Annotated in this window: 20 protein-coding genes; 9 read left to right on the plus strand and 11 right to left on the minus strand. The window is 61.3% G+C overall.

Annotated features, from left to right (window positions below):
* Window positions 1-29 precede the first annotated feature (29 nt).
* The 7 genes from RG2_RS15335 (at window position 30) to RG2_RS15365 (ending at window position 7,140) form a co-directional block, all read left to right on the plus strand.
* On the plus strand, window positions 30-1,031 hold the full coding sequence (locus RG2_RS15335) for an AraC family transcriptional regulator (protein WP_033232526.1): 1,002 nt from the start codon (window positions 30-32) through the stop codon (window positions 1,029-1,031).
* Window positions 1,032-1,185: 154 nt separating this feature from the next.
* On the plus strand, window positions 1,186-1,596 hold the full coding sequence (locus RG2_RS15340) for a VOC family protein (protein WP_033232525.1): 411 nt from the start codon (window positions 1,186-1,188) through the stop codon (window positions 1,594-1,596).
* A gap of 122 nt (window positions 1,597-1,718) precedes the next feature.
* Window positions 1,719-2,912, plus strand: a complete 1,194-nt coding sequence (gene acmB / locus RG2_RS15345; protein ID WP_051730367.1) for a methyl acetate hydrolase AcmB — start codon at window positions 1,719-1,721, stop codon at window positions 2,910-2,912.
* A 97-nt stretch (window positions 2,913-3,009) separates the two neighbouring features.
* Window positions 3,010-3,858 (plus strand): mycofactocin-coupled SDR family oxidoreductase, encoded by an 849-nt coding sequence (locus RG2_RS15350; RefSeq protein WP_033232524.1) that lies wholly within the window; start codon window positions 3,010-3,012, stop codon window positions 3,856-3,858.
* Between the two features lie 5 nt (window positions 3,859-3,863).
* Window positions 3,864-5,312: an MFS transporter gene (locus RG2_RS15355; protein WP_230590049.1), complete on the plus strand. Its 1,449-nt coding sequence runs from the start codon at window positions 3,864-3,866 to the stop codon at window positions 5,310-5,312.
* Window positions 5,313-5,386: 74 nt separating this feature from the next.
* Window positions 5,387-6,343, plus strand: coding sequence for a daunorubicin resistance protein DrrA family ABC transporter ATP-binding protein (locus RG2_RS15360; protein WP_033232523.1), 957 nt, complete (start codon window positions 5,387-5,389; stop codon window positions 6,341-6,343).
* Window positions 6,340-7,140, plus strand: coding sequence for an ABC transporter permease (locus RG2_RS15365; RefSeq protein WP_033232521.1), 801 nt, complete (start codon window positions 6,340-6,342; stop codon window positions 7,138-7,140). Before RG2_RS15360 ends, RG2_RS15365 begins: the two co-directional genes overlap by 4 nt.
* Here RG2_RS15365 and RG2_RS15370 read toward each other — a convergent pair.
* The 5 genes from RG2_RS15370 to RG2_RS15390 form a co-directional block, all read right to left on the minus strand.
* Window positions 7,130-7,936, minus strand: a complete 807-nt coding sequence (locus tag RG2_RS15370; RefSeq protein WP_033232519.1) for a putative protein N(5)-glutamine methyltransferase — start codon at window positions 7,934-7,936, stop codon at window positions 7,130-7,132. The two genes, RG2_RS15365 and RG2_RS15370, sit on opposite strands and share 11 nt — an antisense overlap.
* A gap of 208 nt (window positions 7,937-8,144) precedes the next feature.
* Entirely contained in the window at window positions 8,145-9,596 is a 1,452-nt protein-coding gene (gene iri, locus RG2_RS15375) for a rifampin monooxygenase Iri (RefSeq protein ID WP_033232517.1), read from the minus strand.
* A gap of 169 nt (window positions 9,597-9,765) precedes the next feature.
* On the minus strand, window positions 9,766-10,578 hold the full coding sequence (locus RG2_RS15380; RefSeq protein ID WP_033232515.1) for an SDR family NAD(P)-dependent oxidoreductase: 813 nt from the start codon (window positions 10,576-10,578) through the stop codon (window positions 9,766-9,768).
* Between the two features lie 74 nt (window positions 10,579-10,652).
* On the minus strand, window positions 10,653-11,147 hold the full coding sequence (locus tag RG2_RS15385; RefSeq protein ID WP_033232513.1) for a nuclear transport factor 2 family protein: 495 nt from the start codon (window positions 11,145-11,147) through the stop codon (window positions 10,653-10,655).
* Between the two features lie 2 nt (window positions 11,148-11,149).
* Window positions 11,150-12,214 carry a zinc-binding dehydrogenase gene (locus tag RG2_RS15390; RefSeq protein WP_033232511.1) on the minus strand — a complete coding sequence of 355 codons (1,065 nt, stop codon included), beginning with the start codon at window positions 12,212-12,214 and terminating at the stop codon, window positions 11,150-11,152.
* A gap of 152 nt (window positions 12,215-12,366) precedes the next feature.
* Here RG2_RS15390 and RG2_RS15395 point away from each other — a divergent pair, with 152 nt between their 5' ends.
* Window positions 12,367-12,951, plus strand: a complete 585-nt coding sequence (locus RG2_RS15395) for a TetR/AcrR family transcriptional regulator (RefSeq protein ID WP_033232688.1) — start codon at window positions 12,367-12,369, stop codon at window positions 12,949-12,951.
* An 11-nt stretch (window positions 12,952-12,962) separates the two neighbouring features.
* Here RG2_RS15395 and RG2_RS15400 read toward each other — a convergent pair whose 3' ends face one another.
* Entirely contained in the window at window positions 12,963-13,532 is a 570-nt protein-coding gene (locus tag RG2_RS15400; protein WP_033232509.1) for a TetR/AcrR family transcriptional regulator, read from the minus strand.
* An 87-nt stretch (window positions 13,533-13,619) separates the two neighbouring features.
* Here RG2_RS15400 and zapE point away from each other — a divergent pair, with 87 nt between their 5' ends.
* Window positions 13,620-14,567, plus strand: coding sequence for a cell division protein ZapE (gene zapE / locus RG2_RS15405; protein WP_033232507.1), 948 nt, complete (start codon window positions 13,620-13,622; stop codon window positions 14,565-14,567).
* On the opposite strand, the gene RG2_RS15410 is transcribed toward zapE, so the two are convergent.
* The 5 genes from RG2_RS15410 to kstD all read right to left on the minus strand — a co-directional run bounded on the left by RG2_RS15410 (window position 14,545) and on the right by kstD (window position 21,309).
* On the minus strand, window positions 14,545-15,369 hold the full coding sequence (locus RG2_RS15410; RefSeq protein WP_230590048.1) for a PE-PPE domain-containing protein: 825 nt from the start codon (window positions 15,367-15,369) through the stop codon (window positions 14,545-14,547). The genes zapE and RG2_RS15410 overlap by 23 nt on opposite strands.
* A gap of 174 nt (window positions 15,370-15,543) precedes the next feature.
* Entirely contained in the window at window positions 15,544-16,719 is a 1,176-nt protein-coding gene (locus RG2_RS15415) for a serine hydrolase domain-containing protein (RefSeq protein WP_033232505.1), read from the minus strand.
* 170 nt (window positions 16,720-16,889) lie between these two features.
* Window positions 16,890-18,647, minus strand: a complete 1,758-nt coding sequence (locus tag RG2_RS15420) for a cholesterol oxidase substrate-binding domain-containing protein (RefSeq protein ID WP_033232503.1) — start codon at window positions 18,645-18,647, stop codon at window positions 16,890-16,892.
* A gap of 54 nt (window positions 18,648-18,701) precedes the next feature.
* Window positions 18,702-19,559 (minus strand): enoyl-CoA hydratase ChsH3, encoded by an 858-nt coding sequence (gene chsH3 / locus RG2_RS15425; RefSeq protein ID WP_033232501.1) that lies wholly within the window; start codon window positions 19,557-19,559, stop codon window positions 18,702-18,704.
* Complete coding sequence (gene kstD, locus RG2_RS15430) at window positions 19,549-21,309, minus strand: 3-oxosteroid 1-dehydrogenase (RefSeq protein WP_174557369.1); 1,761 nt, start codon at window positions 21,307-21,309, stop codon at window positions 19,549-19,551. Before kstD ends, chsH3 begins: the two co-directional genes overlap by 11 nt.
* Between the last annotated feature and the right edge of the window lie 109 nt (window positions 21,310-21,418).

A 21,418-nucleotide genomic window follows, 5' to 3' on the forward strand; every position in this document is an offset into this window, starting at 1 on the left:
CGATCCGGTTGTGGTGCGATACTCGGAACATGTTCGAGAATGCCTTGCTGATCGACGCGGCGGGTCGGCAGACCCAGCGGCACCACCAGGCCTTTTCTCAGGACTGGGACCGCATCAAGGAGTGGTCCGACAACGTCTACATGCCGTATACGGTCACGCCCATCGGTAGTCGATTGCGTCCGGCGTCAGACATGTATTCGGCTACCGTCGGTCGGATCGACGTCACCCGGTTCTGCTACGGCATTCCGGTCACGGTGGGTGAGTGTTCGCCCGAAGCTGGGAACATTCTGGTTCTGACGACGATTCGCGGGAACGGGCGGCATGCCCTTGGTGGGGGTTCGTCCGTGAATACCGCTGTCGGAGAAACGTTTGTGGCGGACTGCAGTCGGACGGACTACTTCGTGGAGTTCGACGAGGATCATCTGCAGTTGAATCTGACTGTGCCGCATCAGCTTGTCGCCGATCACGCCCAACAGTGGTACGGCCGGGCGCCGGATGATCGTCTGTGGCAACACAAGTGCTCGATCGGTGGGCGCGGATCGAGCTGGCTGGCACTGATGGATTACGTGGTGCGGGCGGTCGCAGAGTCGCCCGAAGCCTTGTCGCGCGAGCGGTTGGGGGCGCGGGTGCAGGAACTGATCACTGCGCAACTGCTCGAGGAGTGGGCGGCGCAGGCCGGTATCGCACTCGGTGCGGGTATCGATTCTGCGGAGCCCGTGTATGTACGAGCGGCGGAGGAGTACATCGACACTTTCGCTCGTTCGGTTCCGACTGCCTCGGAGATCGCGGCTGCGGTCGGAGTCAGCGTTCGGGCACTCACCGCGGGCTTTCGCCGACACCGTGACACAACACCCGGCCAGTTGTTGCGGGAGCGTCGGCTTACCGGAGTGCGAAGTGAACTCCTGTTTTCGGACGGAAGAACAATTTCCGATATCGCCAACGCCTGGGGGTACGTCAACCTGGGCATTTTTGCCGCCGGATATCGGAAACGATTTGGGGAATTGCCGTCGCAGACCAGGTCGCGAGTCTGAACGTGTGGTCTTGGGGAAGTCGTGACACCCCGTTTGCATCTTCGAGGATCCAGGTCGATCCGTTGTTTCTTGTCGGAACCTTCTGCAAGGATTGACGGTGAGAGTGACAGCAGGGCCCGGAACATCAATCAGACCTCGCATTAGGAGCTCAGTCATGGCATCTCGACTCAATCCGTACATCAGTTTCAACGGCGACGCCCGTGAAGCGATGGAGTTCTACAAGAGCGTTTTCGGTGGCACGCTCGCGCTGAACACCTTCGGTGAATTCGGCCAAGAGGGCGCCGGCTCGGACAAGATCATGCACGCAATGCTCGAAACCGACGAGGGTTACACCGTGATGGGCTCGGATACTCCTCCCGGCATGCCGTACAACCCGGGTGACAACATCACGGTCAGCCTCAGCGGCGACAACGGTGATGTACTGCGCGGCTACTGGGAGAAGCTGTCTTCCAGCGGAAACGTGTCGATGCCGCTCGAAAAGCAGATGTGGGGCGACGAGTTCGGAGCCTGCGTCGACAAGTTCGGAATTAACTGGGTCGTCAATATCGGCACCCCGCAGAGCTGACCGATCCGGTCCGGTTCTGCCGAAATCAGACGGAACTTCTGCCGTTTCGAGGCAGAGCCGGGCATGTGATCGTCGTTACATTCTCTCTGACAGAAGAGTTTTCAGTCGGATGGAGAAGTGTGATGACGATCGAAGATGTTGCAGGAAAGGCTTTTTCGAAGGAGCGTTTCGACGGTCTGTTGGCAGATGCCGTGCGCGGACCCGCTGGCGTCCCCGGTGTAGTTGCCATGATCACCGATCGTGACGGCAACGTCTACGAGGGTTCCGCAGGCGAGCGCGCTGCAGGCTTCGGAGACCCGATGTCCACGGATTCGGTCTTCGCCCTGTTCTCGACAACCAAGGCCATCACCGGAACTGCGGTACTGCAGTGCGTCGAGGAAGGTTTGCTCGATCTCGACGCGCCGGCGGCCATGTACGTTCCGGATATCGGTGAGCTGAAGGTTCTCGACGGATTCGGCGATCAGGGTGAGCCGATTTTGCGGGAACCGAAGCGAGAGATCACAACTCGCATGTTGATGCTTCACACAGCCGGATTCGGCTACGACTTCTTCAACGAGTCGTACAACCGCCTCTCGCAGGACCATGGTCAGCCCAGCGTGATCACCTGCACCAAAGCTGCGCTCACCACTCCGCTGCTGTTTGATCCGGGCGAGAAGTGGGAGTACGGAACCAACATGGACTGGGCCGGTCAGGTCGTGGAATCCATTCGTGGACAACGACTCGGCGACGTCATGCGAGAGCGGATCTTCGAACCGTTGGAGATGGCGGACACCGCATTTTCGATGACTCCGTCGATGAAGGACCGCCTTGCAACCATTCATCAGCGAGAATCCGACGGAACGCTCACTCCGCTCGTAGGATTCGAACTGCCCGCAGAGCCCGAGGTACACATGGGTGGACACGGGTTGCACGGCACCGTCGGTGACTACATGAAGTTCATCCGGATGTGGCTGAACGACGGTGCCGGCAATCAGGGGCGGGTGTTGTCGCAGGAAACGGTGGCAGCAGCAACCAAGAACGGCCTCGAAGGCCAACATGTCGGTCTTCTGCCTGGCGTCATCCCGACATTGTCCAACGACGCCGAGTTCTTCCCCGGAGTGCCCAAAGGATGGGCGTACTCGTTCATGACAAACGAGGAAGTGGCTCCCACCGGGCGACCAGCGGGTTCACTTGCCTGGGCGGGACTGGCCAACCTCTACTACTGGATTGATCGGCAGAGCGGCGTTGGTGGATTCTGGGCCACGCAGATCCTGCCGTTTGCAGATGCGGGTTCGGTTGGCGGGTACTTGGATTTCGAGTCGGCCGTGTATCGCTGACGGCAGAGCTCCCGCTGTTCGGGATCGGAGACGGGAACGCTTGGAGTTCGGAGTACTCATGCAGTAAGCGAATGTGTACAACGAACTAGGAGATGGCATGAACAGCCTCGAGGGTAGTTTCGAAGGCAAGGTTGCACTGATCACCGGTGCCGCTCGCGGGCAGGGACGAGCTCACGCAGTTGCGTTTGCCGAGCGCGGCGCCGACATCGTGATCTGCGATCGCTGCGAGAACAGTGACGCCGTCGCCTACCCTCTTGCGACCGAAGCTGATCTCGCCGAAACAGTGCGTCTCGTCGAGGCCACGGGGCGTCGTTGCATCGCGGTCAAGGCAGATACCGCCGACCGTGAGGCAATGGACGCCCTGGTGGCCCGCGCGGAAGCCGAGTTCGGCAAGGTCGATATCGCTGTCGCCAATGCCGGTGTATCCGTTCCAGCCCCCATTACGTCGATGACGTCGGCGCAGTGGAACGAAGTCATTTCCTCGAACCTCACGGGTGTTTTCAACACCGTCGCCGCCGTGTCCGGCGGAATGGCAAAGCGTGGTTACGGCCGTATCATCACGATCTCCTCGATGATGGGTCGATCCGGTGGCACTCAGATGGCCGCATACGGCGCCTCCAAGTGGGGTGTCATCGGACTGACCAAGAGCGTGTCCCTCGAGCTCGCGAATTCCGGCGTCACAGTCAATGCGATTGCGCCGGGCAATATTTCGACGCCGATGATCCACAACGACATGATGTACCACATGATGCGTCCGGATCTCGAAGAACCGACCATGGCTGACGTCGAACCGGTATTCGCGACATTGCACGCGCAGCCCGTGGGGTGGCTTGATCCGTTCGAGATTACGCGCGTCATTCTGTTCCTCGCGGCTGATGCCAGTGCCCACATGAGTGGCATCGTTGTTCCTGTCGACGCCGGAGTCGCTGCTCGTTCGAACGCTTGACCACAGTGTCGTCCCGCCGACATGTGCGGGCGTCGTGGGTTGTCGGAGTCTTGAGTCTGAGCGGTGTGGTGGTCGCACTGCAACAGACTTTGGTTGTTCCGCTTCTCCCTGAGTTCGCGACGGCATTGGGAGTCTCCAACTCGACTGCGTCGTGGTTGGTGACATCAACTTTGTTGACCGGTGCCGTCGCAACTCCACTTATCGGCCGGCTTGCCGATATGTACGGCAAGCGGGCCATGATGTTGCTGTGTCTCGGCGTCATGGTCGTGGGCTGCTTGATTGCCGCGACCAGTCAGAGCTTCCTCGTTCTTGTACTCGGTCGATCGATGCAAGGATTTGCCTCGGCGTTGTTGCCCGTGGGAATCAGCATCATGCGCGACGCACTGCCGCCCGAAAAGCTCAGTGGTGCAGTTGCTCTCATGAGTGCGACCGTGGGTATCGGCGGAATGGTCGGCATGCCGATGGCAGGGGTGCTCTCGGCGCATTGGGGCCTGTCCTCGCTCTTCTGGGTGACCGGTGCCGTCGGAATTGCTGTCGCAGTTGTACTGCCTTTTGTCGTACCGGAATCTGCGGTGAAAAGCCGCGGACGCTTCGACTTCCTTGGCGCAATAGTCTTCACGGCGGCTATGACCAGCCTGCTTCTTGCCATCTCCAAGGGCACGGAATGGGGTTGGGGAAGCCCGGTCATTCTCGTGCTCATTGCGGCGGGAATTGTGTTGCTGAGTTCGTGGGTACCGTGGGAACTGCGCGCGTCGGCGCCGCTCGTGGATCTACGAACATCGGTCCGCGCCCCGATCCTGGTATCGAATATCTGCGCGCTGCTGCTCGGATTTGCCATGTTCATCAGTTCCCTGGCTGCTACGCAGGAACTGCAGCTCCCCGCGGAATCCGGATTCGGACTCGGGCTGTCTGCGTCAGCAGCGGGACTGGCAATGTCGCCGGGTGGGCTCTTGATGGTCCTCCTCGCGACGGTTTCACCTAAGGTCACTCGCCGCTGGGGGGCCAAGACAACATTGGCGACCGGTGCCATCGTCATCGCTTTCGGCTATGCCCTGCGTGTATTCCTCGCTCCGACGCTGTTCACCATCATTCTCGGCACAGCGATTGTGTCTGCAGGCGTCGCATTTGCCTTGGCGGCGATGCCCACGTTGATCACCGAGTCGGCTCCGCTCGACCAGACTGCTTCCGCGAACAGCGTCAACAGCCTGCTCCGTTCCGTGGGTACTTCGACCGGAAGTGCAGTCGCTGCTGCGGTGTTGGCTAGCTCGACCGTGTTGATCGGCACTGCGGTTGTGCCGACGCTGCATTCGTTCGAGGTTCTCTACTCGATCGGTGCGGGAGCTGCGCTCCTTGCTGCGGTAGTGACAGTCGCGGTTCGTGTCGAACGGAAAGGCGATGTTCAGCGGGATCGCTCCGCAGAGAACGTTCAGTCCGGAGAAGCTGTCCGCGAGTAATTCCGTAGAAATCTGTCGGGGCTCTGCGTCACACTGGGGTCTCGGGTTGGATTCGTGCTGACGCGGGAGGACGCATGACCGGAGCGATTGTGGCCGAGGGACTGGTCAAGAAGTACGGCGAGCTGACGGCGTTGGGCGGCGTAGATCTGGAAGTGCGCGAAGGCTCGGTGATGGCACTTCTTGGACCCAATGGCGCGGGAAAGACTACAGCGGTTCGCATATTCACCACGCTGCTCACTCCTGACGCCGGCCGCGCCGAAGTCGCCGGGCTGGACGTCGTCCAGGATGCGCGGGCACTGCGATCCAAGATCGGGGCGTCAGGTCAGTACGCCGCAGTCGACGAATACCTCACCGGGTACGAGAACCTCGAGATGGTCGGACGGCTGTATCACCTGGGAGCAAAGAAGAGTAAGGCGAGGGCGCGCGAGCTACTTGACCAGTTCGACCTGGTCGAAGCCGGTGATCGCCCGGTCAAGGGCTATTCGGGCGGTATGCGCCGACGCCTCGACCTGGCCGGTGCCTTGGTGGCCCGGCCGCAGGTTCTTTTTCTCGACGAACCGACAACAGGACTCGATCCGCGAGCGAGGCTTGGCCTCTGGGATGTCATCGAAGGACTGGTGGCACAAGGCACGACACTGCTGCTCACGACGCAATACATGGAGGAAGCCGAAAGGTTGGCCGACCAGATTGCGGTGATCGACCGCGGTGTGGTGATCGCGCGTGGAACGTCCGATCAACTCAAGGCACGGGTTGGTGGCGAACGTATCGAACTGAGCGTGCACGAGAACGAACATCTCGACATCGTCCGGGAGGAATTGAGGGCACTGGCCGTCGGGGAGATCCAGATTCAGGAGAACGTCCGACGCATCACCGTGCCGGTCGACGACGGAACCGATGCATTGGTCACGGCCCTCAATCTGCTGTCGGCTCGCGGAATCAAAGTATTCGATGTCGGGTTGCGTCGGCCGACACTCGACGACGTTTTCCTCACGCTGACCGGGCACCAGGCTGAATTGGAGGACCAGAAATGACGGTGCAGATGGCACTCGAAGACGGCCTGACCATTGCCAAACGAAACCTGATCAAGATCAAGCGGGTTCCCGACCTTCTGGTGTTCACGACACTCTCGCCGATCATGTTCGTGTTGTTGTTCGCGTACGTGTTCGGCAGTGCGATCTCCGTTCCGGGGACGTCGTACCGCGAGTTTCTGATCGCCGGAATCTTCACGCAGACAGTTATATTCGGTTCCACCTGGACTGGTCTGGGTATGGTCGAGGATCTGCAGAAGGGGATCATCGACCGCTTCCGTTCCCTGCCCATGGCTCCTTCAGCGGTGCTGATCGGCCGCACGTCCAGCGATGTCCTGATCAACGTGATCAGCCTGGTGGTCATGTCGATCACCGGTCTGCTCGTGGGGTGGCGCATTCACTCCAGTTTCTTCGAAGCGCTGGCCGGATACCTACTTCTCTTGTTGTTCGCGTACGCGTTGTCCTGGGTCATGGCAGTGGTCGGCCTGTGGATCAGGACGCCGGAAGTGTTCAACAACGCCAGCTTCGTCGTCATTTTCCCGCTCTCCTTCATCGCGAATACATTTGTCGAAACCACCAACCTGCCAGGGCCTTTGAAGGTGATCGCGGAGTGGAATCCGGTGTCGGCCGTGACTCAGGCGGTGCGCGAGCTTTTTGGCAACACCAACCCCGCAATGACGGTTCCCGATGCATGGCCACTGCAGAATCCGATTCTCGCGTCGCTGTTGTGGACGGCCGGCTTGCTGATTGTCTTCGTGCCGTTTGCAATCCGTCGATATCAGAAAGCCGTCAGTAGGTGACTCGTGCTGCGGGTTTGGTGCCGGTCACCACTGTCGACGAGGTGGCATCGTGTGCGGAAATTTTCACGAGAAGTCCTCCGTGAGTGAATGATTCCACGGTGCGGTCCACCTGTTCGTTGCTTGTTTCGACAAGCAGGTGCCCGCCGGGTTTGAGCCACGTCGCTGCCTCGTCGGCAATCCTTCGTTGGATATCGAGTCCGTCGACACCGCCGTCGAGGGAGACACGGGGTTCGTGGAGTCGCGCTTCGGGTGGCATGAGACGGATCGAATCGGTGGGGACATACGGGGCGTTTGCCGCTATGACGTCGATCCGTCCGCGGAGTTGGGTGGGCAGCGGATCGTAGAGATCGCCAGCGAGAACCTGGCCAGGCGCGGCGATGTTGCGCCGTGCGCAATGAACCGCAGCGGGTTCGATGTCGATGGCGTACAACTCGATCGCCGGGACGTTCGCCTGCAGGACCGCCCCGACTGCACCCGAGCCGCAACAGAGATCCACGGCAACACCGCCAGGGGCAGTCAACGAACATGCCTGCCTGGCCAAGAACTCAGTGCGTCGGCGTGGCACGAATACCCCGGGTTCCAGCACTATTCGCAAGCCGCAGAATCCTGCCCAGCCGACAATGATCTCGAGTGGTTCGCCGGCCACCCGCCGAGCGATCATGACGTCAAGCTCGGCGGGGGATTGTGCGGCATTCAGTAGAATTCGCGCTTCGTCCTCGGCAAATACACATCCTGCGCGGCGCAGGACGTCGGTGGTGGATTTTTGCCGAGGACGAGAGTGCATCGGTGCGGACATAGGAGAGTGCCTTTCGGGAATTACCGTATGGGCGCTCTCGACCGCTACCGGAAGCTGAACGGAGGAGGCGGCGCCACTACTGACCTAGCGGTAATGGGACTCACCTCCTGAGTGTCTGCGTATCGACTGTGTCTGCATGTCGACCTGCGCGTATTGAACGTCGATACTCTATCGAATCATGGTCGTCTGCGCGCGCCATTAAGCGCATTCACTGTGAACTCGGCGGGGATTTCCGGGTTGTCGAGCGGCCGAACCATCTGTTCAGACGGGTATTCAACGCTGACTGTTCGTCTCCAACCCAGGCCACATGGCCGTCGGGACGAAGCAACACGGCGGGAGCATCCAATTCGGTACTGGTGTCGACGATGCGGTCGACGCGATCGTTCCATCCATCGACCGACAGTTGACCACCCTGGTCGATCAGCAATCCGCGGCCGGAGTGCATCAGGTCGTAGAGGTTGCCGCGGGTCAACGCGATGTTCTTCAGCCGCCGGCCGAGTAGGTCATGGTCGTCGCCGAAGTCGTAGCGAATCGAGATCGCCGTGATCTTCTCGGTCAGGTAGCGGTTGACGTCGTCGAAATCCATCAGCTCGGAGATCAAGCGCCGCACAGCTTGTGGGCCCGCTGCGGTGGAGATCAACTCCGCCTGTGCGCGCGTGTTGTCCAGTACGTCGGAGGCCACCGGACGCCGTTCGGATTCGTAGGTGTCGAGCAGGCTTTCCGGTGCCCATCCGTTGATCTCTGCGGCGAGCTTCCAGCCGAGGTTGAACGCGTCCTGGACGCCGAGGTTCAGACCTTGCCCTCCCATCGGCGGGTGGATATGGGCGGCGTCGCCTGCGAGAAATACCCGGCCACGACGGTAGTGATCGGCCAAACGGGTGGCGTCGCCGAAGCGTGAGAGCCAACGCGGCGAGTGCACGCCGAAGTCGGTGCCGGCGATGACACGTAGCTGTTGTTTGATGTCGTCGAGGGTTGTCGGGACGGCACGACCGTCGGCAATATCGGCTGCGGGCACCACGACGCGATGGGCACCATTGCCGGCCGGGCCGATTCCGAATCGCTTGTGAGTTTCGCGGATCTTGGCGACGACGGCTGCCAGTTCGTCCGCCGGCATGGTCACGTCCATTTCGCCGATCAACGTGTCGGCCGTCGACGGCTCGCCGGGGAACCCGACGTCGATCAGCTTGCGCACGGTGCTGCGCCCACCGTCACAGCCGACTAGGTAGCGCGCCTGAAGTGTTGTGCCGTCGTCTAATTCGGCAGTTGCGCCGTTGTGGTCTTGCCGGACCGCGACGACGCGCTTCCCACGCCGAATGTCCGCGCCGACTTCGGTGGCGTGTTCGGCAAGAATCCTGTCGATCTCGGGCTGGGGTATGCCCAGTACGTAACCGTGCTCGGTATCCAAGTAGGTGGGTGCGGGTTTGGAGATACCCGCGAAGAATCCGCCGAGTGGATACTTTCGGCCGTGTGCGAGGAATCGGTCCAGCAGCCCGCGCTGCTCCATGATCTCGATACTGCGCACATGGATGCCGAGGGCGCGGACAAACGGAGTCGGCTGCTCGGCCTTGTCCAGCACCACGACGTCGACACCCTGAAGCCGGAGCTCACCCGCCAGCATCAATCCGGTTGGTCCGGCACCGACAACGATGACGTCACTCATGTAGACCCCTCCTGTGGGCAAGGCATGCGCTTGCTCGCAGCGGCGAGTCTGCACCATCACCCGGGCCTTGCCGCAAGCCCCGGGGTACGCGATATGGTGAAAGGGGCGGAGGTTCGAAGGCCCGGAAGTTCGACGGCCCGGAAGTTCGACGGCCCGGAAGTTCGACGACTCAGTGCCGAGCGGTTGCGGTGTCCGTTCCCGCGGTCCCTCGACTCATGGCCAGAACCGCGTCACGGCGGTCGATGCTTCCGAACGGTGACCCGCCGGTCGGGTTCTCACTTCCGAACAGCCAGGTGGGTCCGTCGGCCAGATGGTCGAGAGCTTCCCGGGCAACGTCGGCGGGATCGGCAAGGTCGGCACGCGATGTGGCCCGCGCGCCGAGTGCACGATGGAGAGATGGGGTGTCTGTTGCGCCAAGCACGAGGGACAGAACGTCGACGCCCTTCGGATGCCATTCCGCCCAGAGACTTTCGGCGAGAATGAGATCGAATGCCTTGGTGGCGCCGTACGTGGCGTGTGTTGCGCCCCCGGCCCAGGCTGCTCCGGAGGTCAGTAACACCACGGCGCCCCGTCCTCGGGCGACCATCGGCGCGCCGAAGCGGTAGGTGGCCTCGAGCACGCTGGTGCAGTTCCGATGAACGAGAGACAGATGGTTGTTCAGATCCTTGTCGAGGAATTCGGCGCTGTAATCGTCGCTACCGGCGTTGTACACAAAGAGTCCGACCTCGAGATCGGCTGTTATCCGTTCCAGTTCGGACATTGCGGCCGCTGCGCTGAGATCTAGTGCAACCGTGCGTACTTCGACATCGTGCTGTGCGCGGATGTCGTCGGCGAAAGATTCCAAGACGAGCGCTCGCCGGGCGACAAGAACGATGTTCACGCCGCGAGTGGCCAGTTCGTGAGCGAATGCGGCACCAACCCCGTCGGATCCGCCGGCAATGATCGCCCACGGTCCGTACTTCTGTGCGAGATGTGTTGGCATTGTGTGATTCCTTTCAATGTGGACTCTGTTCGACGTGTGTGGTCAAAGCGCGAATTGTCGTGCTGGTGCATCGCTCACGTCGAGGGCGCCAGCATGTTGCGGTGCTCGGGCGTCCCGTCCAGGTTGGCATTGATTCGCTCGACGGTTCGCCAACCCTCCGCGGTGCGCACCCACCGCCAGGTGTTGGCCGAGACGCGAGCCACCCAGAAGCGGTCCGCGTCACTGTCCCAACGGATGTTGAGTGCGTAGTTGCGTCCCGTCGCGTTGTCGCCGTCGATCTCGATGTGCGGTGCGGTCAATACATGACCGCACCCGTTGCGGATCAGACTCTGGTGACCGTCGCCGAGCACCATCTCGGCGATTTCTTCTCGACCCTTCATGTGACGTTGGGGGACGGCGTCGAAGGTGCCGTCTTCGGTCCAGAGTGCCGCAGCAGCCGCACCGGAACCACTGTCGACGGCCGGACCGTACTGCGCGACGAGTTGCATGATCTCGACCTGGTCTTCAAGAGTGCGAACTCGGTTCGTCAGATTCGTCACCGCGGTCCGAAGGTCTTCGTTCTCAACCATTTTCACACCTTTCCAGGAACGACGACTATGCGTGCCGGACCGTTGGCGTCGCGCGACGCATCGAGTGCCTCCGCGACTTCGTGGAGTCCGACCGTCCTTCCGAGCATCGGGCTGATGTCGACCTCGCCGGAGCACACTGCGTGGAATGCTTCGTCCCAGTGGGCAGGAAGTGGGCCTCCGCCGAATTGGATGTTGAGGCCCTTGCGCTTAGCGGTGAGCGTGTGGAGGTGATCGCCCTCCGGCGGTCCACCGGAGGAGAATATCCTGGTTCCACGCTCGCATCCTTTGACGATCGAATCGAGAACACCTGGTATTCCGACACATTCGAAGATGACGCAGCCTGGTAGTGCGGCTATCGCCATCATGTCCTTCGTTGTATCCGGCGATCCGTGTGCCACATCTCGCCAGGCTTGGTACGGGGAGATTTCGGCGGGATCTATGACAGCGTCAGCCCCCATTGCCATCGCGGTCTCGCGGCGAGAGGCAATGAAATCCACGGCAATGATCGGGCCGATTCCGAGACGTTTGAGGTTCGCAATCGTAGAAAGGCCGATGGCACCGCAGCCGATGACCAGCGGAACCTCGCGGGTACCCATCTGCGCACGTGCTGCTGCGGACCATCCGACCGAGAGTGCGTCGGCAACGCAGATCACCTCGCTCGGAAGGTCCGAGCGCACCACGCGTGTAATCGATTCGTCGAGGAGTAAGAACTCACCGAAACCGCCGGGCGATTCGGGATTCTGCCCGATGATCTTGCGGCCGCCGGGGGTGGCGAGCACCGGGAGGGAACTTACTCGGGTGCCGACGGGAATTCGTCGGTCGGTTCCGGGTCCGTAGTCGACGACTTCGGCGCAGTATTCGTGGCCCATGACGATGTCGACGTTCTGATCGTAGGTGGACATCCCGCTGTCGTCGTCGATGCCGGCGTCCGGGTTATCCATGAAGTGCAGGTCCGACGCACAGATTCCGCAGGCTAGCGAACGAACAAGTAGTTGGCCGGGGCCGGGAACGGGATCATCGACGAACCTGGCTTCGACGGTGCCTTCTCGCAGCACTGCAGCGCGCATTAGATTCTCCTCTGTGAATATGAAGTTCTCATTATGGTGTGAACTGTATCCAGGGATTGGCACTTACGGAAGACTCTCTCCTGTAATTCTTATAGAGCAATATCTCCTGTAAAGGTGCTGCGCACTTGCTGGCGGTCACTACACTCACTGGCATGTCAGAACCTCATCGCCGTCTGGGGCGACCCCGCGACACCAGCATCGACGAGCGAGCCCTGGAGGCGACGCGTGCACTCTTGATCGAACGAGGCTTCGACGCGACGACGATTCAAGCCGTTGCCAGCCGGTCGGGTGTGCATTCGTCGGCGATCTACCGTCGATGGTCGTCGCGGATCGAGTTGATCGAGGAGGCTGCGTTCCCTCGCTTCACGTTTGCCGGCATCGCGCCGAGTGGGGATCTTCGACGCGACCTTCGCAGGTTCATCCGTGCGTACGTCGCGGCTTTCAGCGCGCCGGCGGCGCGAGCTGCCGCTGCGGGACTTCTCGCTCATCACCAGAAGCCGGATCGCGATGCGCAATCAGAGGTATACCCGAGGATGTCGGTGCGGCCCCTGTTCGAGGATATTCTGCGCGCCGCACCTCGCGGAAGTATTGATCCCGCAGTCGATCCCGACGACGCCTTCGACATGCTTCTCGGTGCAATTCTCACTCGCACAGTGGTATTCACGCCGACGTCGAGGCAGCGTCCCATTGAGCGCACGGTCGAGATGATGGTGCGATTGTTACGCCCGGTCGACTGAAGGTCCCTTCGCTAGCGGGCGCCGCGCAGATACGCATCGATCGGGATCCTCAGTTGAAGAACGGATTCCGACGATTCGGCGTGATGGGTATGGGTTGATCTCGCTCCGATGCATCGATCGAATATCAGTCCTTCCAGCAAGCTGACAAGATCGGCTGCCGCGCTCTCCGGATTCTTCACGCCGTGGCGTACGAAGATCTCTTGCGCTCTGGCCGTGGAGAACAGGCTTTGTTCCAGGGCGTCATGCAATTCGCGATTGCTTCGCGTCTCGAGGAGGAGTGCGTACCGGGCGATCAACTCGTCGCGGCGACGGGACAGGAGATCGCCGAGATATCGGGCGATCAGAGTTGCCGGATCGGAATTCGTCTCCAGCAGTTCGTCGAATGTCGATTGTGACCGTTCGACGATGTGTTGCACTGCCGCTGTCAGCAGCGCTTCTCGGGTTCGAAAGTAGTACGAGGTTGAACCTTGCGGGATACCCAGGGCGGCATCGACGGCGCGATGAGTCAATGTCCGCGGACCGTGTTCAGCGATGATCGTGACAGCGCACGCTCCGATGAGTTGTCTGCGATCTCCATTCATGCCTATCCCGTTCTGCGTAGTGCGGATCACGTTGACTTGGCTCCGAGCCAGTCTCTAGCCTCAACTCTACAGATGTAGAGGAGAGTCATGCGACTGGACGAAGAGCAGTTGTCGGCACGTGCATCACTCGACGCCCTGCGGGCCCGGATTGCGATCGGCGGCATCGGGGGTGGGATCTACCTCTGGGGTGGTGTCGGACGTGGAAAGACCATGCTGATGGACGAGTTCTACGACAGTGTTCCAGTGGCGAAGCGGCGCATTCACTTTCACCAGTTCTTTGCCGATCTGCACACCCGTGCGCACAGTCTCGGGTCGATGGGCGAGGCGCTGGATCAGGTGGTCGCCGGGATTCGGCTGCTGTGCTTCGACGAGTTCCACATCGACGACATCGCTGACGCACAGTTCATGGCAAGAGTTCTGGAGAACATTGTCGCGAAAGATGTGACTGTTGTTGTCACGTCCAATGTTCCGCCGTGCGATCTCCTTCCCAATCCACTTTTTCACGATCAGTTCGTGCCGTCCATCGAGTTGATCGAGAGGGCGTGGGAGGTGATCGAGTTGGGTGGAGCGGTTGACTACCGAATGCTGGGGGAACCGCGTCAGCGGGATCGACGGTTCGCGTCGGGAGTTTTCCACTCGAGTGCAGGCACCGTTGACGGTGAACCGGTCGAATTAACAGTGGGGTCACGCACATTGATGTGCTCTGCGCTTCGCGACGGAGCTGTCTGGTTCGATTTCGATGTGCTGTGCGGTGGTTCGACGTCGGCGGCCGACTACCTCGATCTTGTCACCCGCTTCGATGAATGGGTGATCCACGGTGTGCCGATCCTCAGCACCGCAACGGAATTCGCAGTGCGGCGTTTCGGGAACGTCGTCGATGTTCTCTATGACGCCGACGTGCGGTTGACATTGTTCGCCGAAGGAGGCCTCGAGGACGTAGCCGGCCACCTTCGTGGCGCCGCGGGGCTTGCCCGGCTGTTCAGTAGGTTGTCGCTGCTTCAGTCGATGGGCGTCATGGTGCGGTCAGAACAGTAGTCAGCGCGCTCGACAGTGCTGCCTTCACGTATGGCGTGAGGTTCTCGACGAGCCGCGACGCGATCGCAGTGGCTACCTCCGCCGGCTGTAGCGGAACAGCCGGTGATTCGGGAAGGCCAGGCTGCGGCGGCGGAGTGCTGTTGGTCATCATCGGCTGATACGTACCGTGTTTCGTGAAGTAGCCGAAAACCGAGTCCACAAACTCTTCCGGTGCATCGCGTGGTTTGGGCATGTTGCAGATGCCGTCTCCTTCGATACATACCTCCTGGACGGGTATGTCGCCGAAGCCGGCGCGCGTCCCGGACATCGTTGCACCCGGAACAACGTTCGGGATCACGGTTTCGATGCCGCCGTGAGAGTTTCGTGGATCTGAATACAGGACGCCGGTCACCTGGGATTGGGGAATTGACCCGTCGCGAGCGATGTCACCGAGAACGTCGCCAGCAATCCGTGCACCTTGGGAGTACCCGGTGATGACAACGTCGCTCCCGGGGCACTGGCTGTGAAAGGTATCAACTTCAGCATGAAGTGCTTGGACGCCCACAGCCACGCTGGCGTCGTAGGTTTGGTCGCCGAGAGGCCAGAAACTAGCGGGGTAGCTCACGGGTTTTGCGACGTATCCCTGGGCGGCATAGCGATCGGTGACGGGTTGTGTGGTCTGGCCGGTCGGGTCCCAGGTTCCACCAACTGCGAATACCGCGCCGGTCGGGCATGAGTTCGGTGATGCCGTCGCAGCATTGGCGGACAGCAGCGCGGTCCCCAGGGCGAATGTGCACACCACTGACAGCGAGTATTTCCTCATCGGGCCGTCCCAATCCATCTTTTGCTCTCGTAGCTCCACTGGGAAGCTCGCGGTCCGACGCGGGTTGTTCGGTACTGAGCGCAATGGTGACGGTGTGATGAGTCCTGGAGGTATTCCTCAGGTAAATACGACGTTGCCAGTCACAAGAATGGCAGTGACAGAGAAAACTTGCTCTTACGGCCCTGGCACCTGCGGCGGGTTGTCCGGAACCATGACAGCACCGATGGCGTTGCTGATGGGGACAGCGTTGTTGCCGTTGGCGTTGGCTGTGGGGCCGAGGGTGGCATAGATGACAATGGTGGTTTCGGACTTCGGTTCGTAGAGCGCAACACCGTTGTATCCGCCGTACGACGGGTTCATGACAAGCCACCCGTCGAGGTGCGCCGTTCCGAACGTGAAGAACTTGTCGTCGGTCAGAGGTCCGAGACCTGCGGTTGTCGGGGCCATCTGTTCGTCGAAGACTGTGTCGGAGAGCAGCTCGCCGGTTCCGAGGGCGCGAACCCATTTCCCGACGTCGGTGACTGTCGAATTCATATTGCCGCTGTGTAGGAAGGCCGCGGGATTCCAGAACGTCGAGTCCTCGAAGACACCGCGTTCAGTGGTGTAGCCGTGCAGGACGGGATCCGGGATTTGCGGGTTGAGCGCAACCCGACTGTCGGTCATGCCGAGTGGGTCGAAAATACGCTGTTGCAGTAGGTCACTCAAAGATTGCCCGGTCGCCTTCTGGACAACTTCACCGAGCAGGGTCAGGTCGCTGTGTGAGTAGGCAAAACTCGTTCCGGGCGCGAACAGCGGTGGACGGGTGTTGGCGAGATCGAGGATTTCCTGTGCGGTCCACCCCAGGATCGGGTTGGCGTAGAAACGCTTCTCGAATTCGGGGTTGGTCACGTAGTCGGAGATTCCGGTGGTGCTGTTGGCGAGCATTCGCGGTGTGATCTGGTCGGAACGCGGAAAGCTCGGTTCCCACTTGGCAATCGGTTCGTCGAGTGGGAGAGTGCCGGACTCGTCGAGTTGGAGGAGGACGGTCGACAGCATCGGTTCCATGGGCTGTCCGACGCGTAGTTGCATATCGGTTGTTGCGGGCACGCCGAGTGGGGATTCGCCGACAGCGCCGGTGACCACGTTGGTGTCACCGCGCCACACCCCGTACACCGCGCCGCTGAGGCCGAGTTCGGTGACCTGGGTGCGGACAATGTCATCGATCTTCTGTGATTCGGGGCTGACGGTACTGGAGGCGGGACTACTCGTGCCAGTGGTGGTGTCCTCGTTGGATCCGCAGGAGACAAGAGCTGTCACGGCGAGTGCAATCACGGCCAATCGAGTTCGTCGCTGTCGCGAGGTGGACTTCATCCGTGGCGATCCCTTCGTGTCCTCTGCGGAAAAGGAATGTCGCAATTGACTGAATCTACCGCGACCGAACAGTGCTCGTCGCTGAATTAAACGGGTGGAGTCAACAGAAAAGCCCGGCACCTTCGTAGAAGGTGCCGGGCAGTGCTGATCGAGGGCTTGTCGGCCGAAAATTACGGAAGTAGTTGGTCGAGGAAGGTGTTGCTGAAGACCTTGTGCGGGTCCAGTGCGTTGAAGGCGGCGTTGGCGGTGTCCCAGTTGTCGCTGGTGGGGACGCCGTCGCGGTAGGTCTGGGGGAGGGCGTCTTCGATGATCTGCGCGTCGGTGTACGGCTTGTCGGCGCTGAATGCCCAGCCCTTGGACCATTCGGGGCGGAAGGTAGCGTCGTTGTTGTTGTAGTGGCCGCGCATCCATTGCTCCATTTCGCGGTAGAACGCGAACATGCCGGGTGTTCCGGGGACTCCGAGGACGTTGAGCCAGATCGCGGTGTCCCATTCGGGGTGGTCCGGTCGCGGACGCATAGCGGAGATCGTGGGGGCGCCGGCGGATGCGACTTCGACGTCGGATGACTCGTCGAGGCCGCAGCATCGGATTTCGACGGGTCCGTTGAGAGGGAATTGCCCGATGGAGCGGTAGTACTCCATGCGGCCGTTGAACCACTGGGTGAAGTCGTGGATGACCTGGCCGATGTTGGCGCGGGACGTGATGACGGCGCCACCGCCTTCGGTCAGGCGCAAGGTGGTGGCCCGGATGTAGAACTGAACGTCCTTGGACCATCCCCATAGGTCGTTGGCGAAGGTCGCGGCAAGGCCGGCGACGGTGGTGGCGTACATAATCTGCCCGAATGCGGGTGCGATGCCCGGGTTTCCGGAGTTGATCTGTCCGATCATGTCGGTGATCGGTTCGGGGAGGTTGTCGGAGAAGATGTAGTTGTACGGTCCGGTGACTTCGCGGGAGAAGCGAGGCTTTTCAGGAGCGAGGGACCACACCTTCATCCACGGGCGTTCTGTGAAGGGGTACCAAATTGCCTCTGCGCGACCGTTTTCGCGGACGAACTTCTCGAAGGTACGTCCGGAAGCACCGCGAGCGCCGAAGAGTTCCTGCCAACCGATGTCCGTGTGGCTGACGCAGCGCATGCGGTAGTTGGGCGCAGCCTGCAGTGTGACTGAGGTGAGGAAGGTGCGGCCGAGGTGAGTCAGGAGTGGCTTGATGGCGGTATCGGCCCGCGAGTAGGTCTTCAGTGCGTATTCGTTGCCGTTCCAGACCACGGCGGTCAGGGAGGTGACGAGGTTGGAGAGTGAACCGAAAGTTTGTCCGGGAACGTGTGCTTCGCCTTCCGCGGGAAGGGCTGCGCCGTGGGCGTCGACGGCGAGGCAGCCTGCGATGGACAGGACGCCGGGCGCGGGGAGATTAGCGAAGCCAAGGCCCTGGGCCTGAAGTGCTGTAGTGATGGCGTCGAGGGTGGCACCGGGTCCCGCGGTGACCGTCGCCGGTGACCCGCCGGCGTCGACGTTGACCCAGTTCAGATGAACCATGGTGTCGGCGAGAATGACCTTGTCGATGGAAGCGCCGTTCACCACGGTCAGGGGTGTCCAGCCGTGCATGGCTCCGCGGGGCCGGATGGTGTAACCGTTGGCATGTCCCCAGTTGGCCAGGCGTACTACGTCTTCGGGTGTCTTGGGAGCGCAGGTCCAGATGGTGTCGAGCATGATCTCTTTGGACCAGTTCTGGTATGCCTGCTGGTAGAGCGCGATGCCTTCCGGGAAGGCCGAGGGTGCAGCGAGTGTGGGTACTTGTCCGCCACTGGATCCGAACGGAATTGCGTAGGCGGGGGTCCAGCTGCCGGCAAGGGCGGTGGCGGCGACTGCGCCGGCTCCGGCGGCGAGGAATCCTCGTCGGGACAGTCGGGTTGTTTCGTCTTGGGCCGTCATCTTCGGGCTGCTCCATCGGGGGTTGGGAACTGCAATGAGTTCGACAGGTGAATCTCAGGCAAGAGTGAGAACTACGTCAGCTAGGGCGGGGGCGTCGCGCTCTGCGACAGATGCGGAGATCAAGAGTTGCCCTTCGCCTTTCCAGATTCGGATGCTCAGGTTCTCACCCGGGAATACCACCCCGGCAAAGCGTGCACGGAACCCGGCCACCTGCGTGCTGTCGCCGTCGAGCATTGTGTCCACTGCGGCCTTGCAGACCATTCCGTAAGTACACAGTCCATGCAGGATAGGCGCTGGAAAGCCTGCAGCGGAGGCGAATTGCGGATCCGAGTGCAATGGATTGCGATCGCCGCACATGCGATACAGCAAGGCCTGCTGCGGAAGTACCGGTATCACGACCTCGCCGTCGGGCCCGTGATCAGGCAACGGAATCGACTCCGACGGCCCGCGCTGCCCGCCGAATCCACCTTCGCCGCGCGCGAAGATCGACGAACGGGCAGTCCACAACGGGTTGCCCTCCACGTCGACGGTGACTGATTCCTGCACGATGACTGCAGCTTTGCCCTTGTCCCAGATCTCGGCGATCCGAGTTGTGGTTCGCCCGGTGCCGCTGGCCGGAATCGGCTGATGGACCGTGACTTCCTGGCTTCCGTGAACAACTTTCGCGAGATCGATCTCGACACCGGGGAACGAGACCTTCGGTGCTTGGGTGGCGTGAAAGTTGGCCGCGACGGTGGCGAAGGTGGGCAGCACCTGTGGCTTCTCGTCGTCGAGGTATCGCAGTTCGTTCGGATCGAGCGGACGAGCCCCAGCGCCGAGCGCCAGGTGGTAGTGCTGCACGTCCGACGGCGTCCACGAGAACTCCTGTGGCGCAAGCTCTGCGCCAAGTGCGACAGAAGGATCAATTGGCATGATCGACCGCCGTGTTTGCAGCCTCGGAGGCCTCAGGGGTCTCAGGGGTCTCGGCGGCCGTTGCGGTTTCTGTGACCTCGGCGGTCTTCACGCGCTCTGCGATGTCCAGCACTGCCAGGTAGCCGAAAGTCATTGCGGGACCGATGGTCGCGCCTGGTCCGGCGTACGTGTGACCCATGACCGGTGCGCTGGCATTGCCTGCGGCGTAGAGACCCTCGATGACGCTGCCGTCTTCACGCAGTGCTCGGCCGTTGACGTCGGTGCAGATTCCGCCCTTGGTACCGAGGTCGCCCGGAACCATCTTGATGGCGTAGAACGGGGCCTTGCTGATTTCGGCGAGGCTCGGGTTCTTCAGTCTCGGATCGCCGTAGTACGCGTCGTAGCCGCTGTCGCCGCGCCCGAAGTCCTCGTCCTTGCCGTTGCGCGCGAAGCCGTTGAACCGCTCCACCGTTTCGGTCAGGGAAGCGACGGGAAGTCCTGTCTTCTCGGCCAATTCGGCGATCGTTCCCGCCTTGACCACGATGCCGGCCTTGAGCCAGCGGCTGGGGAAGGGGGACCGGGGAGTAATGCCGGCAAACGTGTAGCGGTTGCGGTAGCGCTGATCGAGGATCATCCAGGTCGGGATGTTCTCGCCGGGGCCTTTGCCCTGGCCGTACTCGCCGCCGTACATCGCATGCGTTGCCTCGACGTACGGCGCCGCCTCGTTGCCGAAGCGCTTGCCCGACAGGTTCACCATCATGCAGCCGGGAAGAGTGCGCTCGGACAGGGCGAACCACGGTCCACCGGTGAGTGGGATGGACGGGCCCCACCAGGCGTCGTCCATGAAATCGACTGCGGCGCCGATCTCTTGGCCCGCTCGGATGCCGTCGCCGGTGTTTGCCTTCGCGCCGACGGTCCAGTCGGTGCCGATGGGCCCGCGCTGGTACTTCTCACGCATTTCCTTGTTGTGCTCGAATCCGCCGGAGCCCAACACGACTCCGTGGCGAGCACGGATGACCTGAGCTTCGCCGTCGACGAGAACATTGACGCCGCGAACCACGCCGTCTTCGGTGTAGAGGGACGTCAGGGGTGTGTTCAGCAAGATGGGAACACCGGCGGACTGAAGGCCGAGTCGAATGCCGGCGACGAGTGCCTGGCCGCGAACCAGCAGATCCTTCTTGGTGGCCTTGGCTGCGAGGAATCGCATGCCTACCTTCATGGCGCGCAGAGGTCCGCGAGGATTGCGCATCAGCAGGTTGAGCCACTTGTAGTCGGCCTGGGTGATGACAAAGTTCTTGGGTGCCTTGACGTAGTCGGGTTCGAGATTCTTGCGATCGGCACCCAACTTGTTGCCGTCGAAAGGGGTGGGCTCGACACTGCGTCCACCGAGGCGTCCACCGGGAGCTTCCGGGTAGTAGTCGGAGTAGCCGGGTACCCACTGCAGTTGGAGCGGAGTGTTCTTCAGAACGAACGAGAGCATCTCGGGCCCACGCTCGAGGTAGGTGTCGATGCGCTCGGGAGCGACGACGTCGCCGATGATGCTGTGCAGGTAGGAACGTGCGGCATCGGGTGTGTCGGTGACACCGTCTGCCTGCAGTGCCTCGTTGTTGGGGATCCAGACTCCGCCACCGGAACGGGCGGTCGATCCGCCGTAGTGGGCGGCTTTCTCCACGATGACCACACTCAAGCCCTGATGGGCTGCGGTCAAGGCCGCTGTCATACCTGCGGCACCACTGCCGACGACGACGATGTCGTATTCCTGCTTGCTCATGTAGAACACGTTATAGAATGATGGGGGTGTCAGTCCATGCTTTCTGCCAGGAAGTATTTACGAACGTTGCCTTCGATAACGAAACGCGTTGCAGTAAAATTGAGGATGG

It is taken from the genome of Rhodococcus globerulus NBRC 14531, assembly GCF_001894805.1.
GTDB classification, from domain to species: Bacteria; Actinomycetota; Actinomycetes; order Mycobacteriales; family Mycobacteriaceae; genus Rhodococcus_F; species Rhodococcus_F globerula.

Coding starts and splice junctions, on each gene's coding strand:
- RG2_RS15415 (WP_033232505.1), bottom strand. CDS start 16,719: ATGAAGTCCACCTCGCGACAGCGACGAACTCGATTGGCCGTGATTGCA.
- RG2_RS15335 (WP_033232526.1), top strand. CDS start 30: ATGTTCGAGAATGCCTTGCTGATCGACGCGGCGGGTCGGCAGACCCAG.
- chsH3 (WP_033232501.1), bottom strand. CDS start 19,559: ATGCCAATTGATCCTTCTGTCGCACTTGGCGCAGAGCTTGCGCCACAG.
- RG2_RS15350 (WP_033232524.1), top strand. CDS start 3,010: ATGAACAGCCTCGAGGGTAGTTTCGAAGGCAAGGTTGCACTGATCACC.
- RG2_RS15380 (WP_033232515.1), bottom strand. CDS start 10,578: ATGCCAACACATCTCGCACAGAAGTACGGACCGTGGGCGATCATTGCC.
- RG2_RS15385 (WP_033232513.1), bottom strand. CDS start 11,147: ATGGTTGAGAACGAAGACCTTCGGACCGCGGTGACGAATCTGACGAAC.
- kstD (WP_174557369.1), bottom strand. CDS start 21,309: ATGAGCAAGCAGGAATACGACATCGTCGTCGTCGGCAGTGGTGCCGCA.
- RG2_RS15340 (WP_033232525.1), top strand. CDS start 1,186: ATGGCATCTCGACTCAATCCGTACATCAGTTTCAACGGCGACGCCCGT.
- RG2_RS15410 (WP_230590048.1), bottom strand. CDS start 15,369: ATGAGGAAATACTCGCTGTCAGTGGTGTGCACATTCGCCCTGGGGACC.
- RG2_RS15390 (WP_033232511.1), bottom strand. CDS start 12,214: ATGCGCGCTGCAGTGCTGCGAGAAGGCACCGTCGAAGCCAGGTTCGTC.
- RG2_RS15395 (WP_033232688.1), top strand. CDS start 12,367: ATGTCAGAACCTCATCGCCGTCTGGGGCGACCCCGCGACACCAGCATC.
- RG2_RS15400 (WP_033232509.1), bottom strand. CDS start 13,532: ATGAATGGAGATCGCAGACAACTCATCGGAGCGTGCGCTGTCACGATC.
- acmB (WP_051730367.1), top strand. CDS start 1,719: ATGACGATCGAAGATGTTGCAGGAAAGGCTTTTTCGAAGGAGCGTTTC.
- RG2_RS15365 (WP_033232521.1), top strand. CDS start 6,340: ATGACGGTGCAGATGGCACTCGAAGACGGCCTGACCATTGCCAAACGA.
- RG2_RS15370 (WP_033232519.1), bottom strand. CDS start 7,936: ATGTCCGCACCGATGCACTCTCGTCCTCGGCAAAAATCCACCACCGAC.
- RG2_RS15360 (WP_033232523.1), top strand. CDS start 5,387: ATGACCGGAGCGATTGTGGCCGAGGGACTGGTCAAGAAGTACGGCGAG.
- zapE (WP_033232507.1), top strand. CDS start 13,620: ATGCGACTGGACGAAGAGCAGTTGTCGGCACGTGCATCACTCGACGCC.
- iri (WP_033232517.1), bottom strand. CDS start 9,596: ATGAGTGACGTCATCGTTGTCGGTGCCGGACCAACCGGATTGATGCTG.
- RG2_RS15420 (WP_033232503.1), bottom strand. CDS start 18,647: ATGACGGCCCAAGACGAAACAACCCGACTGTCCCGACGAGGATTCCTC.